This is a genomic window from uncultured Salinicola sp. (genome assembly GCF_937921195.1).
In the GTDB taxonomy this organism is placed as follows: domain Bacteria; phylum Pseudomonadota; class Gammaproteobacteria; order Pseudomonadales; family Halomonadaceae; genus Salinicola.
The window spans coordinates 1-13945 of sequence record NZ_CALFQK010000072.1; the positions used below are offsets into that span (position 1 = coordinate 1).

Below are 13945 nucleotides of genomic sequence, written 5' to 3' on the forward strand. Positions count from 1 at the left end.
TCGTTGGGCACACGGCGGAAATCCCCGGTGGCGGCGATCGCCGAGCCGGTACCGCCGTGGTAGGAGCGGTAGGCCGAAAGGATCTTGTCGCGGCCGGTGACCGCCCGCGCCATGCGGATGGCGTTCTCGTTGGCGTCGGCGCCGGCGTTGGTGAAGAACACCTTGGCGAAGCCGGCCGGGGCGCGTTCGAGGATCTTCTCGGCGGCGCGCCCGCGCATCCAGTTGGCGTGGGCGGGGGCGATGGTGGTCAGCTCGTCGGCCTGGGCCTTGATCGCCGCGATCACCCGCGGATGCTGGTGGCCGATATTGGTGTTGACCAGCTGGCTGGAGAAGTCGAGGTACTCGCGGCCGTCGTAGTCCCACAGCCGGCAGCCTTCGCCGCTCTTGATCACCAGCGGATCGAGCGCGCCCTGGGCCGACCAGGAGTGGAACACGTGGGCGCGGTCGAGCGCCTTCACCTGCTGATTGTCGATCGAGTGCATGGGGAATCCTGTCCTGTCACATGGTGTCCGGGCTGCGCTGCTCACAGCGTTGGCATGGTGTACTGATTGGTTGCCTCGCGCAGACCGGAGGGCCAGCGTGCGGTGACCGTCTTCATGCGCGTGTAGAAGCGTACGCCGTCGGCGCCGTGCACGTGCAGCGCGCCGAACAGCGAACGCTTCCAGCCGCCGAAGCTGTGGAACGCCATGGGCACCGGGATCGGCACGTTGACCCCGACCATGCCGACCTGGATCTGCTCGCAGTACTGCCGCGCGCTGTCGCCGTCGCGGGTGAAGATGGCGGTGCCGTTGCCGAACTCGTGGTCGTTGACCATCTTGACCGCGGCATCGAAGCTCTCGGCGCGGGCGATCACCAGCACCGGGCCGAAGATCTCCTCGTCGTAGATGCGCATGCCCGGCTTGACGTGGTCGAACAGGGTGCCGCCGATGAAGAAACCGTCGCTGTCGTGCTGGAGCTGGCGGCCGTCGCGCACCAGCTCGGCGCCTTCCTGCACGCCCTGCTCGATATAGCCGCTCACCTTCTCCAGGTGCGCGCGGGAGACCAGCGGTCCCATGTCGTGGTCCGGGCCGTCGGTGAGGCTCTCGCCCACGCGCAGCTCGTCCAGCCGTGACAACAGCTTCTCGCGCAGCTTCTCGGCGGTCTCGTCGCCCACTGGCATCGCCACCGAGATCGCCATGCAGCGCTCGCCGGCACTGCCGTAGGCGGCGCCCATCAGCGCGTCCGCGGCCTGGTCGAGATCGGCGTCGGGCATGATCACCATATGGTTCTTGGCCCCGCCGAGGGCCTGCACGCGCTTGCCGTGGGCGGAGGCGGTGGCGTAGACGTACTCGGCGATCGGCGTGGAACCGACGAAGCTCACCGCCTGCACCCGCGGATCGGTGAGCAGGGTGTCGACCGCCTCCTTGCCGCCGTTGACCACGTTGAGCACGCCCTCGGGCAGCCCCGCTTCACTGAACAGCTCGGCAATGCGCAGGGTGGCCGAGGGGTCCTTCTCCGACGGCTTGAGCACGAAGGTGTTACCGGCGGCGATGGCGATCGGGAACATCCATAGCGGCACCATGGCCGGGAAGTTGAACGGGGTGATGCCGGCGCAGACGCCCAGCGGCTGCATCAGCGAGAAGGAGTCGATGCCCGAGCCGACGTTGAGCGAGTGCTCGCCCTTCTGCAGATGCGGCATGCCGCAGGCGAACTCGACCACTTCCAGGCCGCGGGTCAGTTCACCCTTGGCGTCGGAGAACACCTTGCCGTGCTCCTGGGAGATCAGCCGGGCGAGCTCGTCTGCGTGGGCCTCCAGCAATGACTTGTAGTTGAACAGGACCCGGGAGCGCCTGAGGGGGGAGAAGGCCGACCACTGTTCGAACGCAGCCTGCGACGAGGCGATGACCCGCTCGACATCCGCACGGGAGGCCAGCAGAACCTCGCCGGAGCGCTGCCCGGTGGAGGGGTTGAAGATCGGGCTGGTGCGCGTCGAGTCCAGCGCGGCGCGCTTGCCGTCGACGAAGTGAGTCAGCGTGTCGGACATGTGATCTCGATCCTTTGGGTATCAATCGACGATGGAAAATCTCGGGCAGGGCGCGGTGGCGAGCGCTTGCCCGATTGGCCAGGGTCCAGATTGAGGCTGGAGGATAGCGTCAATAAATCCCTGTATGCTTAATTTCACTAAACGCTTTGCTTAACTTTCCCCGCTACTCGCGGGCGTTCGGCCGATAGGGCGCCGGGAACGACAGGTACCGACATGAGTTCACGCAAGATCACGCTAATGGGGCAGTTGGGGGACGTCGATCTGCGCCTGCTGCGCATCTTCCGCAAGGTGGTGGAGTGCGGCGGCTTCTCGTCGGCGGAGGTCGAGCTCAACATCAGCCGGGCGGCGATCAGCATGGCGATGAGCGATCTGGAGGCGCGTCTCTCGATGCGGCTGTGCCAGCGGGGCCGCAGCGGCTTCCAGTTGACCAGCGAAGGGCAGGCGGTATTCGAGGCCACCATGCAGCTGCTCGCCGCCGTGGAAGATTTTCGTACCCGCGTCAACGGCCTGCACTCCAGCCTGACCGGTGAGCTCAATATCGGCATCACCGACAATCTCGTCACCATGCCCAACATGCATGTCACCGAGGCGCTGCGGGCGCTCAAGGCGCGCGGCGACAACGTCCACATCAATATCCGCATGGCGCCCCCCAACGACATCGAGATGGCGGTACTCGGCGGTAGCCTGCATGCCGGCGTGGTGCCGGAACTCAAGCGCGTACCGGGGCTCGACTATCTCTCGCTCTACGACGAGCAGTCGGCGCTCTACTGCAGCGACCGGCATCCGCTTTTCGACGCCGACGCGCCCACGCCGCAGCAGATCGCGTGCTTCGATGCCGTGGTTCCCTCCTACGCCCAGACACCCGAGATCAAGCGCGTGCATGAGACGCTCAAGCCGAAGGCCTCCGCCACGGACCGCGAGGGTGTCGCCTTCCTGGTGCTGACCGGCAGCTATGTCGGTTTTCTGCCCACGCACTTCGCCCAGCGCTGGGTCGAGCACGGCCGTATGAAGCGGCTCGCGCCCGACACCTTCGAGTACGCCACCCGCTACGAATATTCCACCCGCTACTATGCCATCACCCGTAAGGGGCGCCCGCCCAACCTGGTGTTGGAGAGCTTTCTCAAGGCGCTGCGATCCCTGATGGAGGCGTTGCCCCGCGACGAGCCGACAGCCGGCCGCGGTTCATGACGACGCTCGGTTTCTCCCGATCAGGATGACGAGACCCGGCGGCGCTGCTGGAACATGAGCCGCGCCGCCACCGCCGCCGCGATCACGCCGGATGCGGCAGCGACCGCCATGGCCCAGCGCGGTCCGGCGTGATCGGCCAGCCAGCCGACGATGGGGGCGCCGAGGGGCGTGCCGCCCATGATCACCGCCATTCTCAGTGCCATCACCCGGCCGCGCATGGCGGGATCGGTGGTCAACTGCATCAGCGCGTTGGACGAGGTGTTGAAGGTCAGCGCCGTGAATCCGGTCAGGGTCAGCATGGCGGCGAACAGAACGACGTTGGGCGAGACCGCCGCCAAAGCGCTGAAGACGCCGAAGGCGAGGGTCGATATGCCCAGCAGGCGCAGGTCCGGCCGTTCCCGACGGGCGGCCATGAGCGCACCGCCCACCGATCCGATCGCCAGCGCCGAGGTGAGAACGCCGTACTGGTCGGCGCCACCCTGGAAGATGGAGACCGACATGGTCGAGATATAGATCGGGAAGTTGAAGCCGAAGGTGCCGATCAGGAACAGCATGACCATCATCGCCTTCAGGTCGGGACGTCTCCAGACATAGCGAAAGCCCTCCAGCAGCCCGCCGGCGCGACGATCCGACTTGAGCGGCGTGTGGAGCTGCTCGACCCGCAGCAGGAACAGCGAGCCCAGCACTGCCGCGAAAGAGACCGCGTTGATGAGGAATACCCAGCCGGTGCCGATGGCGGCGATCAGCACGCCGGCCACCGCCGGGCCGATCATGCGCGCGCTGTTGAACGAGGTCGAGTTGAGGGCGACGGCGTTGGCGAGGTAGGTCTCGCCGACCAGGTCGTTGACGAATACCTGGCGAGCCGGGCCGTCGAAGGCGGTGACGCAGCCGAGCCCCAGGGCGAAGGCGTAGACCTGCCATAACGTGACCGCGCCGGTCACGGTGACCAGGCCGAGCCCCAGCGCCAGCAGGCCCAGCAGGGCCTGGGTCAGCATGATCAGCCGACGGCGGTCGAAGCGGTCCGCCGCGTAGCCGGTGAACGGCAACAGCAGCAGCTGCGGCCCGAACTGCAGCGCCATGGTGATGCCGACGGCGCTGGCGTTGTGGTCGGTGAGCACGGTCAGGACCAGCCAGTCCTGGGCGACGCGCTGCATCCAGGTGCCGATATTGGAGACCAGCGCACCGCCGGCCCAGATCCGGTAGTTGTAGACGCGCAGCGAGCGGAAGAGGCGGGTGTCGCTCATCGTCGCGGCGACTGCCCACGCGGGGCGACGACTGACACGAGAGGATCGGTGATCATGCGAAGGTCGAAGACTCCTTGTCGATGAAGCCGACGCCGGGCCCGAATCCTTGGCCGGCGTCGCCCGCGCTGGCAGGCGGGATAGTCACACCAGTGTAAGAGGGTGTTTACAAAATGCCTGCGCTCGGCAATACGGCGTTAAAATCGGCCTCGTACGCGAGCCCGGTCAAAATGCTCATTTACCCCGTGTAAACTGGAACGCCAGCCCGGTCCGTTTTCGCCGATTTTGCCTTGTCTTGCCTTCGCTCGCCGAATTTGTAAACACCCTCTGACGCGTTGGCTCAGAAAGGCGGCGATCGATGCTCGCGCTGGCGCCTGCCTGCCTCGACCCACCAGCTCAGGTCGTCGGCAAATCGGCCGAAGGCGCGTTCGAAGGATTTGCCGGCATCGCCGACGGGCGTCCCGGTGTCGTCCAGAGTCTTGCCGATCTGGCCGACCGTGACCGTGCTGGAGATGACCACCATGCCCATCTCGGCCAGGGTGCCGCGCCAGGCGAGATTGGCGTGGGCACCGCCCAGGCGGCCGGCCGAGTAGCTGACGATACCGGCCGGGCGCCAGAACCACTCCTCCAGGAAGTGGTCGGTCAGATTCTTCAGCCCCGGCTGCACGCCCCAGTTGTATTCGCCGGTGACGAAGATGAAGCCGTCCGCGTCGCGGATCTTGTTCGCCAGCGTCTCCATCGCCTCCGGGGCCTCGCCCGCGGAGTACTCCTTGTACATGCGGTCCAGCATCGGCAGGTCGACGGCCTTGGCGTCGATGAGTTCGGCGTCGGCACCCTGGGCATCGAGCGTGCGCACCACGTAGTCCGCCAGCCGGATGCCGGCGCGGTCGGATCGGTAGGAACCGTAGAACACGAGTATACGATCTGTCATGAGAAGCCTCCGTGAGAGCCGGCGAGCCGGGATCGCCGTCCCGGTCAGGTTATCACGGCTTCGCCAGCGGCAGCGTGAACCAGATGCAGGAGCCGCGGCCGGGCTTGCTCTCGAGGGTCAGTTTCGAGTCGTGACGTTTCAACACATCGGAGACGATCGCCAGGCCGAGGCCGGTCCCGTCGCCGCGCTCGCGGCCGTGGGCGGTGCGATAGAAGCGCTGGCATACCAGGGCGATCTCCTCGGGCTTCATGCCGATGCCGGTGTCGCGAACGCCGATCTTGAGGGTATCGGCATTCAGGTGGAGGATACGGATCGTGACGCGCCCACCGGCATTGGTGGCGAACAGGGCATTGTCGACCAGGTTGGTCAGGGCGTGATCGATCAGCTCGACATCCGCGGCCACCTGGGCCATGTCGGCCTCGTTCTCGACCGCGAGGCAGACGCCATTTTCCTCGGCTCTGGGCCGGAACTTGCTGACGATGTCGTTGGCCAGCTCGGCGAAAGAGAAGGACTCGAGGCTCAGCGGCCGGTCGGAGATATTGGCGTGGGACATCTGCGACAGTTGAGCGGCCAGCCGTGTCAGTCGATCCACGTTGAGACGAATGGCTTCGAGGCTCTCGCGGCCATCGGCGGAGGTCGCGGTGCGCAGCAGTTGCCGGGTGTAGCCGGACAGCGACGTCAGCGGTGTGCGGAATTCGTGGGAGAGATTGGCGACCAGTTCCCGGCGCTGACGGTCGTTGTCGCGCAGCGCCTCCACCTGCGCCTCGATGGTGGCGGCCATCTCGTTGAAGGCCCGGCCCACGCGGCCGATCTCGTCGTCGATCCGGTCGGGGACGCGTTGACGGTAGTCGCCGCGGGCGAAGTGGCGCACGGCGCGTGTCACCCGGGTGAACCGGCGGGTCAGCAACGCAAACAGCGCAAGCCCCACCACCAGAGTCAGCAGCAGGGCGACGCCGGTGGCGATGAGCAGGGTCCGGGTGATGCCGCTGGTCTCCCAGATATTGGCCATCGATACCTGGGTATTGGCCTCCAGCCGCACGAACAGGTAGCCCGGTGTGGCTTCGGGGCCGAAGGTCACCGGCGCTACCGAGAACACCCCTTCGCCATCCTGGCAGGGCATGTCCGCATAGACCGGCAGCATGGGCATCTCCGAGAGCAGTTCGGCGATGGCGCCCCGGTTGACCTGCTCCCCCAGACCACACGAACCCTCGCTGTAGGCACCGACCACCCGGCCGTTCTCATCGAGAACGTATAGTGACAGCGACGGGTTGATGGTCATGATCTGCTGGATGGCGGTATGCACCCGATCGTCGTCGAGACCCTGGCTGAGTGGTGCTCGAAGGGTCTGGGCCAACTGTCGCGCCATGTGGATCTGGGAGCGTTGCAGCCATTCGCGGCCCAACTGGTCGAACTGATCGACCGCGATCAGCGCGGTCGCCGCGGACAGCGCGATCATGCTGGTCAGATAGATGAAGACGATGCGTGCATAGAGACTGCGGTAGGCTCTTCTGAGAAGTGGCCACATGATCACTCGGCCGCCGATGCCGGAAGGTCGGTAAAGCGGTAGCCGATGCCCCACACGGTCAGGATGTAACGCGGGTGGGCGGGGTCGTCCTCGATCTTGCTGCGCAGGCGGTTGATGTGGGTGTTGACGGTGTGATCGTAGCCGTCGAACTCCGCGCCCCACACGGCATCGAGCAGCTCGCCCCGGGAAAAGCCGCGGCCGGGGTGGCGGGAAAAGAACGCGAGCAGGGCGAACTCTCTGGCGGTCAGGGAGAGCGGGCGCCCATGCAGCGTCGCGCGGTGATGGGTGACGTCGATCTCCAGATCCATCACGACGACGGGACGGGAGTCGGGCCTCCTGTGTGCGTCGACCGCTTCCCGGCGCCGCATCAGCGCGTGGATCCTCGCCACCAGAATGTCGGTATCGAACGGCTTGGTGATGTAGTCGTCGGCGCCGATTTCCAGGCCTTCGACCACTTCCCGGGTGCCGGCAAGTGCCGTCAACATGATCAGCGGGATGGTGGCGTCCTCCCGGCGGATCTCGCGGCAGACCTGCAGGCCGTCGATGCCCGGCAACATCAGATCGAGGATCACCATCGACGACTCCGCCCATCTCGACAGTGCCGCTTCACCGGTACTGACCCATTCGGCCGCGTAGCCGGCCTCGGCCAGTATGGTCTCCAGAAGACGCCCGATATCGGGATCGTCCTCCACGCAGAGTATCGGGCGTTGCATATCGCGCTCCGGAGGATCAAAGGACCGAACATAGCCGAGATGCCCGACCGAGTCATCACGCGAATGTCACGCCTGGAGCGGGACGGTCGGACGTTATGGTTTCGTGATGATTGGCCCGAAATCCCCGATTACCTTGCTATCACCGCCTCGCTACCGAGGTGGCTACCGACAAGGAATACGGAGAAGGTCATGATCGCGAATAAAACGAAGTTCCTGCTGGTATTGAGTGCCACGTTGTTGAGCGGTGGCGTGTTCTTCACGAGCCTTGCCAGTGCCCAGGAAACGCAAACCGATAGCATGTCCCAGGACGCCATGGGGCAAGACAGCATGAGCCAGGACGGCATGAGCCAGGACGGCATGAGCCACGACGACGCCATGGGCCAGGACGGCATGAGCCACGACGACGCCATGGGCCAGGACGGCATGGGCCACGACGATGCCATGGGCCAGGACGGCATGGGCCACGACGACGCCATGGGCCAGGACAGCATGGGCCACGACGACGCCATGGGTCAGGACAGCATGGATCACGATAATTGAGCCATGGCCTTCCGGCGGCCACGGCCGCCGGATGCCGTCTGCGTGAAAGCGAGGTGAATCATGCCATCCGGTATCGGCCCCGTCGCCAATCCCAAGCCCGATTCCAGTCCCAGGCCGGCCTCCGAGCCGGAAGCCTCGGAATCGTCCCGGTTGATCAAGCGCCATAGCCTGGGTACTCGGCTGTGGCACTGGACCAATTTCCTCTGTCTCATCGTGCTGCTGATGAGCGGCCTGCAGATATTCAACGCGCACCCTGCGCTGTACTGGGGAGAGCAATCCGGTTTCTCCGACCCCTTCATCGCGATTCATGCCCAAGCCGGAAACGACGGTGAACAACGGGGTGTGGTACGAGTCGCCGGCTACACGCTCGATACCACTGGCGTGCTGGGGCTCTCCGATGACAATGGACAGCTGCGCCAACGTGCCTTTCCCCGTTGGGCGACGCTGCCGGGGGACAAGTGGCTGACGATGGGGAGAAACTGGCATTTCCTCGCCGGCTGGATCTTTGCCCCTTCGGTGGTGGCGTACCTGCTTTACACCGTGATCAGTCGTCATCGGCGAGGCTCGATCTTTCCGACGCGGCGACAGCTGAGAGCCATACCCAGGACGCTTGTCGATCACGCGCGGTTCCGCTTTCATCACGAAGCCGACTACAACGGCATCCAGAAGCTCACCTATGTCCTGGTGCTGTTCGTGCTGTTACCGATGATGATCCTCACCGGGTTGACGATGTCCCCCTCGATCAATGCGGCCTGGCCGTTGCTGACGGAGCTGTTCGGCGGCCGGCAGAGCGCCAGAACCCTGCATTTCATCTTCGCGTTTTCGCTGGTGGGTTTTTTCTTCGTGCATATCGCCCTGGTGCTGGTCTCGGGTGTCTTCAACAACCTGCGCTCGATGGTGACAGGGCGCTATCGCATCACTGAAAGGCCGGCTGGGCCGGTGAATCGGGAGGATTCTCATGAGTAAGCCAGAATCGTCCGGGCCGAATCGGAGTCGGCGCCGGCTTCTCTCCGGCATGGCGGCGTTGGGGGCGGGAAGCCTGCTGGCGGGTTGCGACCGGATTACCGACAACGCGTCGGTGAAGCGCGCGCTGGGTAGCGTCGAGCAACTGACCTACAAGGCGCAGCGGCTGATCGCCTCCCGGCAGGCGCTGGCGCAGGAGTTCGACAAGAGCCAGATCGCGCCGGTCTTCCGTCCCAACGGCACCACCAATCCCCAGGAAGATTATTATCGAGCCTGGGTGGAGAGCGATTTCGCCGACTGGCGGCTGACGATCGACGGTCTCGTCGAGGAGCCCATGACGTTGTCGCTGGACGAGCTGGGTGCGATGCCGTCGCGAACCCAGATTACCCGCCACGACTGCGTCGAGGGCTGGAGCTGCATCGGCCAGTGGACCGGCGTGCCGCTGGCGGACCTGCTCGATCGCGTGCGTCCGCGGGATCAGGCCAGGTTCGTGGTCTTTCACTGTGCCGATCACACCTACGGCGGTAGCGATCTCTACTACGAGAGTCTCGACATGGTCGAGGCCTATCATCCGCAGACGATACTCGCCTATGCCTTGAACGATGCCGCGCTGCCGGTAGCCAACGGCGCGCCCCTGCGTCTGCGAGCGGAGCGCCAGCTGGGCTACAAGCAGGCCAAGTACGTCATGCGGGTGGAACTCGTCGACAGCTTCAAGAACATTCACGGTGGCAAGGGCGGCTATTGGGAGGACAGGGGATACGACTGGTGGGCGGGAATCTGACAAAGGGGCGATGATCGGCACCTGTTTACAGGCGCGAAGCACAGGAATGGCTGTATCGATCACGTCGCGTTACCACTAAAAAGGCACACGGAAGCTCGTATGAACTCGCTCGATAAACTGCAACCGCTGATCGCTACAGCCGGTCTCGTCATCCTTCGCTATAGTCTGGTGCTGATCTTTCTCGGCTATGGCCTGTTTAAATTCACCGCCTACGAAGCCGCTGCGATAGCACCGCTCACTGAGAACAGCCCATTCTTTTCGTGGATCAATGCCTTGCTCGGGCAGCGAGGGGGCTCGAGTCTGATCGGTGTGATCGAAGTGATCACGGCCGTGCTCATCGCGCTGCGGCGGCCTTATCCCAAACTCTCTGCGCTAGGGAGCTTGATGGCCGCGTTTGCACTGGTGGGTACGCTAAGCTTCCTGTTCACGACGCCGGACCTCGGCCTGGAATCGGTCACTGCCGGCTTTCTTGTGAAGGATCTCACACTCCTGGGCGCTGCCTTGTGGACAGCGGCCGAGGCGTTGCTGGCATCGAAGAGGCGCGATGAGTCTGTCTGATGCGTGCCGCGGCAGGTCAGGCGCCGGGGTCGACCAGGATCTTCACCTGCGCCTTGTCGGCGAGCAGCGCCTCGAATCCCTGGCTGACCACGTCATCCAGGGCGATGCGCGCGGTCACCAGATCCTCGGCGCGGTAGTAGCCCTGTTGCATCAGCGCGATCACCGCGGGGTAGATATGGCGATAGGCGATGATGCCCTTGAGCGTACGCTCCTGGATCACCAATTGGTTGGGGTGGATCGCCGCCTCCGACTCCCAGATGCTGACGATCACCGTCTCGCCGCCGGCGTGGGTGCTGGCGATCGACTGGTTGAGCACCGCTGGCAGGCCGGTGACCTCGAAGGCGACGTCGAAGCCGCCGCCGCTGGCCGCGATCAGCCGCTCGACGATGTCGCCCTCCGTGGGGTCGTGCACGATCGCGCCCAGCTCATAGGCGCGCTGCTTGCGCGCGGCGGAGACTTCGACTGCGTGAATCGACGCCGCGCCGGCGGCCTTGAGCGATTCGATCACCATCAGCCCGATCGGCCCGGCGCCGAATACCACCGCGCTGTCGCCCGCCTTGAGCGAACTCTGGCGCACCGCGTGCAGGCCGACCGCGGCGGGCTCGACCAGCGCGCCCTGCTCAAAGGAGAGACCCTCGGGCAGCCGATGCACCATGTGCTCGCCGACCACGGTGTACTCGGCGAAGCCGCCGCCACCGCCGGAGAGCCCGTGGAAACCTAGCTGCGGGCTCAAGTTGTAGCGCTCCATCAGATAGGCGCCGTCGCGGTGGGGGGAGAGAATCGGCTCGATCGCCACCCGGTCGCCCACCGCCACCCGGGTCACCGCGCTGCCCACCTTGACCACCTCGCCGGCGAACTCGTGGCCCATGACGATGGGCGCCCGGTCATGGCTCAACGGGTGCGGCGAGTCCACCGGGATGAAGATCGGCCCGGCGGCGTACTCGTGCAGATCGCTGCCGCAGATGCCGCAGGCGGCGACCTTCACCTTGACCTGGTGCGGGTCGTCCAGGGTTGGAACCTCGATCTGCTCGACGCGGATATCGCGTGCCTGGTACCAACGGGCCGCCTTCATGTGCTGTTCACTCATGTCGTCTCTCCTGCCGCTGTGGGTTGGCGATCACGCCAGATGGTGGACCGGCTGCAATCCGTAGACCGGCGTCTCGAGACCTTCGAGACGCGCCTTCAGTTGCAGCGCCAGATAGTGCGAGTAGTGACGTGACTGGTGCAGATTACCGCCGTGGAACCACAGCGCCGGCTGCTGGGTCGGCTTCCACATGTTGCGCAGTTCGCCCTCCCAGGGGCCGGGATCCTTGGGCGTATCCGAGCCCAGGCCCCAGCACTTGCCGACCCTGTCGGCGACCTCCTGCGAGATGATCTCCGCCGCCCAGCCGTTCATCGAGCCGTAGCCGGTGGCGTAGACGATCAGGTCGGCGGGCAGGTCACTGCCGTCGCTCAGGCTCACCGAGTGGCGGTTGATACGGGCCACGTCGACCCCGCTGCGCAGCTTGATCTCGCCGCTGGCGACCAGCTCGCTGGCGCCGACGTCGATGTAGTAGCCGGAGCCGCGGCGCAGGTACTTGAGAAACAGCCCCGAGTCGTCGGCGCCGAAGTCGAGCAGGAAGCCCGCCCGTTCGAGACGCCGGTAGAAGTCGGCATCCTGCTCGCGGATGGCGTCGAAGGCGGGGCGCTGGAAGTCGGGCAGCAGCCGGTAGGGGATCGAGGCGAAGATCAGGTCCGCCTTGTCGGTGGTGATGCCGCTGGCCAGCGCCTCCTCGGAGTAGAGCGGGCCGAGGGCGTGCTGCATCAGCGAGTCGGACTTGACGATATGGGTCGAGGAGCGCTGCACCATGGTCACGTCGGCGTCGTTCTCCCACAGCGCGGCGCAGATGTCGTGGGCCGAGTTGTTGGCGCCGATCACCACCACCTGCTTGCCGCGGTAGGCGTCGGGGCCGGGGTGGCGGCTGGAGTGGTGCTGCTCGCCGGCGAAGTCGTCGGCCCCGGGGAAGTGCGGCACGTTGGGCACGCCGGACATGCCGGTGGCGAGCACCAACTGCTTGGGCTTGAGCGTCAACGGCTCACCGTCGCGCACCACCTTCACCGTCCACTCGCCGCTGGCCTCGTCGAAGCTGGCGCTCTCGCACTCGGTACTGGACCAGTAGTTGAGCTCCATCACCCGGGTGTACATCTCCAGCCAGTCGCCGATCTTGTCCTTGGGCGCGAATACCGGCCAGTTGTCGGGGAAGGGCAGATAGGGCAGATGGTCGTACCACACCGGGTCGTGCAGACACAGCGATTTGTAGCGCTTGCGCCAGGCATCGCCGGGGCGTTCGTGCTTGTCGATCACCAGGGTCGGCACGTTCATCTGGCGCAGACGGGCGGCGAGGCCGATGCCGCCCTGGCCGCCACCGATGATCAGACAGTAGGGCTGGCGGGTGATACCCAGCTCGGCGGCCTCGCGCTCGCGCGCCTCACGCCAGGTCTCGCGCGCCTTGTTGGCACCGTGCTCGGCGCCCTGGGGGCGATTGTGACCCCGCGGCTCTGGGTAGGCCTCGAGCGCCTGCATCGTGGTCAGCAATGTCCAGCACTTGCCTGCCTTCAGGCGCAGCAGCCCCTTGCCGGTGGCGATCCCGGTGGCAAAGGTGAACCAGGCTTCGATCACGCCATCGCTCTCGCTGGCTTCGCCGTCGAGCTGCCACTGGCCGGGGGCGGTATGCGCCAGGGTGGCCTCGAGCATCGCGGCGATCTCCGCCGGGCCCTCCAGGGTCTTCAGGTTCCAGGTGAAGGCGACCAGATCGCGCCAATAGCCGTCGTCGCGAAACAGCGCGGTGGCGCGCGGAATATCACCGGCGCGCAGGGCGGCGTCGAAATCCGCCAGCCACTGTGCGGCCTGCTGGGTGGGGGTGGATGCTGGCATGGGCTGCTCCTGTTGGTGCTCTTGGATGTGGCGCACACAGCGCTCGCGTCAACGTGGTGCAGCAAGCGTGCCAGGCCGTACTAGCGCTTTGGTCTTAGATGCCAAGATGTTGATGAGCCTGGATTTTGTGCATCAGGAGCCGGCCGCGGCGGAAGGGAGATGGCACGCCGGCGGCATGGGTGTAACGGCTCTACGTGACAGCTGTTAACTCGGGCGTGACAGCTGTCACGCCCGGGGACGCGCTGCGACCAACGGACAAGGGCGTCAGCCAGCCGCGAGGGCGTAGTCTGGACACCAAACTGGCCGTCGCTCGCCGACTTTCGTACACACCCTTGCGCGTCGACTTTCCAGACAGCGCACAGGCTGGCAACTGGCCATCGGCAGGAGGCGTCGGAATGGAACTCGGCTTGATGAAAGCGGGCAGGTTCGAGCAGGCACAGCGCCAGCACATCGCCACGCTGGTACGCCTGGGCGAGGGGCGCGAGGCGCTGGCGGGGCGCGAGATCATCCAGCGCTCCTGGCGGCGCTGCGTCGACGACTACCGGCTCGACCCCAGCCGCCCGCGGCC

At 65.6% G+C, this 13945-nt stretch carries 13 protein-coding genes; 5 read left to right on the forward strand and 8 right to left on the reverse strand.

All coding sequences use genetic code 11. The annotated features are described in order from the left end of the window. Window positions 1–482 (reverse strand): aminotransferase class III-fold pyridoxal phosphate-dependent enzyme (locus Q0602_RS06155; RefSeq protein WP_298840379.1); only part of this gene is annotated, 482 nt, incomplete at its 3' end. Between the two features lie 41 nt (window positions 483–523). Further along, window positions 524–2023: a CoA-acylating methylmalonate-semialdehyde dehydrogenase gene (locus Q0602_RS06160; RefSeq protein WP_298840381.1), complete on the reverse strand. Its 1500-nt coding sequence runs from the start codon at window positions 2021–2023 to the stop codon at window positions 524–526. 213 nt (window positions 2024–2236) lie between these two features. Here Q0602_RS06160 and Q0602_RS06165 point away from each other — a divergent pair, with 213 nt between their 5' ends. After that, window positions 2237–3211, forward strand: a complete 975-nt coding sequence (locus Q0602_RS06165) for a LysR family transcriptional regulator (RefSeq protein WP_295040223.1) — start codon at window positions 2237–2239, stop codon at window positions 3209–3211. A 20-nt stretch (window positions 3212–3231) separates the two neighbouring features. Here Q0602_RS06165 and Q0602_RS06170 read toward each other — a convergent pair whose 3' ends face one another. From Q0602_RS06170 to Q0602_RS06185, 4 genes are all read right to left on the reverse strand, one after another. Beyond that, window positions 3232–4455 (reverse strand): MFS transporter, encoded by a 1224-nt coding sequence (locus Q0602_RS06170; protein ID WP_298840383.1) that lies wholly within the window; start codon window positions 4453–4455, stop codon window positions 3232–3234. A gap of 337 nt (window positions 4456–4792) precedes the next feature. Next, window positions 4793–5383: an NADPH-dependent FMN reductase gene (locus Q0602_RS06175; RefSeq protein WP_298840385.1), complete on the reverse strand. Its 591-nt coding sequence runs from the start codon at window positions 5381–5383 to the stop codon at window positions 4793–4795. Window positions 5384–5435: 52 nt separating this feature from the next. Continuing rightward, window positions 5436–6908 carry a cell wall metabolism sensor histidine kinase WalK gene (locus tag Q0602_RS06180; RefSeq protein ID WP_298840388.1) on the reverse strand — a complete coding sequence of 491 codons (1473 nt, stop codon included), beginning with the start codon at window positions 6906–6908 and terminating at the stop codon, window positions 5436–5438. A gap of 2 nt (window positions 6909–6910) precedes the next feature. After that, window positions 6911–7621, reverse strand: coding sequence for a response regulator transcription factor (locus tag Q0602_RS06185; RefSeq protein WP_295040231.1), 711 nt, complete (start codon window positions 7619–7621; stop codon window positions 6911–6913). 189 nt (window positions 7622–7810) lie between these two features. Between Q0602_RS06185 and Q0602_RS06190 the strand changes: the two genes are divergently transcribed. The 4 genes from Q0602_RS06190 to Q0602_RS06205 all read left to right on the forward strand — a co-directional run bounded on the left by Q0602_RS06190 (window position 7811) and on the right by Q0602_RS06205 (window position 10463). Further along, window positions 7811–8161, forward strand: a complete 351-nt coding sequence (locus Q0602_RS06190; RefSeq protein ID WP_298840392.1) for a pentapeptide MXKDX repeat protein — start codon at window positions 7811–7813, stop codon at window positions 8159–8161. Window positions 8162–8221: 60 nt separating this feature from the next. After that, window positions 8222–9127 carry a cytochrome b/b6 domain-containing protein gene (locus Q0602_RS06195; protein ID WP_298840395.1) on the forward strand — a complete coding sequence of 302 codons (906 nt, stop codon included), beginning with the start codon at window positions 8222–8224 and terminating at the stop codon, window positions 9125–9127. Continuing rightward, entirely contained in the window at window positions 9120–9905 is a 786-nt protein-coding gene (locus Q0602_RS06200) for a molybdopterin-binding protein (RefSeq protein ID WP_298840398.1), read from the forward strand. Before Q0602_RS06195 ends, Q0602_RS06200 begins: the two co-directional genes overlap by 8 nt. Before the next feature lie 99 nt (window positions 9906–10004). Continuing rightward, a complete protein-coding gene (locus Q0602_RS06205; protein ID WP_298840401.1) occupies window positions 10005–10463 on the forward strand; it encodes a DUF417 family protein in 459 nt (152 codons plus the stop codon). A gap of 16 nt (window positions 10464–10479) precedes the next feature. Here Q0602_RS06205 and Q0602_RS06210 read toward each other — a convergent pair whose 3' ends face one another. Beyond that, window positions 10480–11550 (reverse strand): 2,3-butanediol dehydrogenase, encoded by a 1071-nt coding sequence (locus Q0602_RS06210; RefSeq protein WP_298840403.1) that lies wholly within the window; start codon window positions 11548–11550, stop codon window positions 10480–10482. A 30-nt stretch (window positions 11551–11580) separates the two neighbouring features. Continuing rightward, a complete protein-coding gene (locus tag Q0602_RS06215; RefSeq protein WP_298840405.1) occupies window positions 11581–13377 on the reverse strand; it encodes an NAD(P)/FAD-dependent oxidoreductase in 1797 nt (598 codons plus the stop codon). Window positions 13378–13945 lie beyond the last annotated feature (568 nt).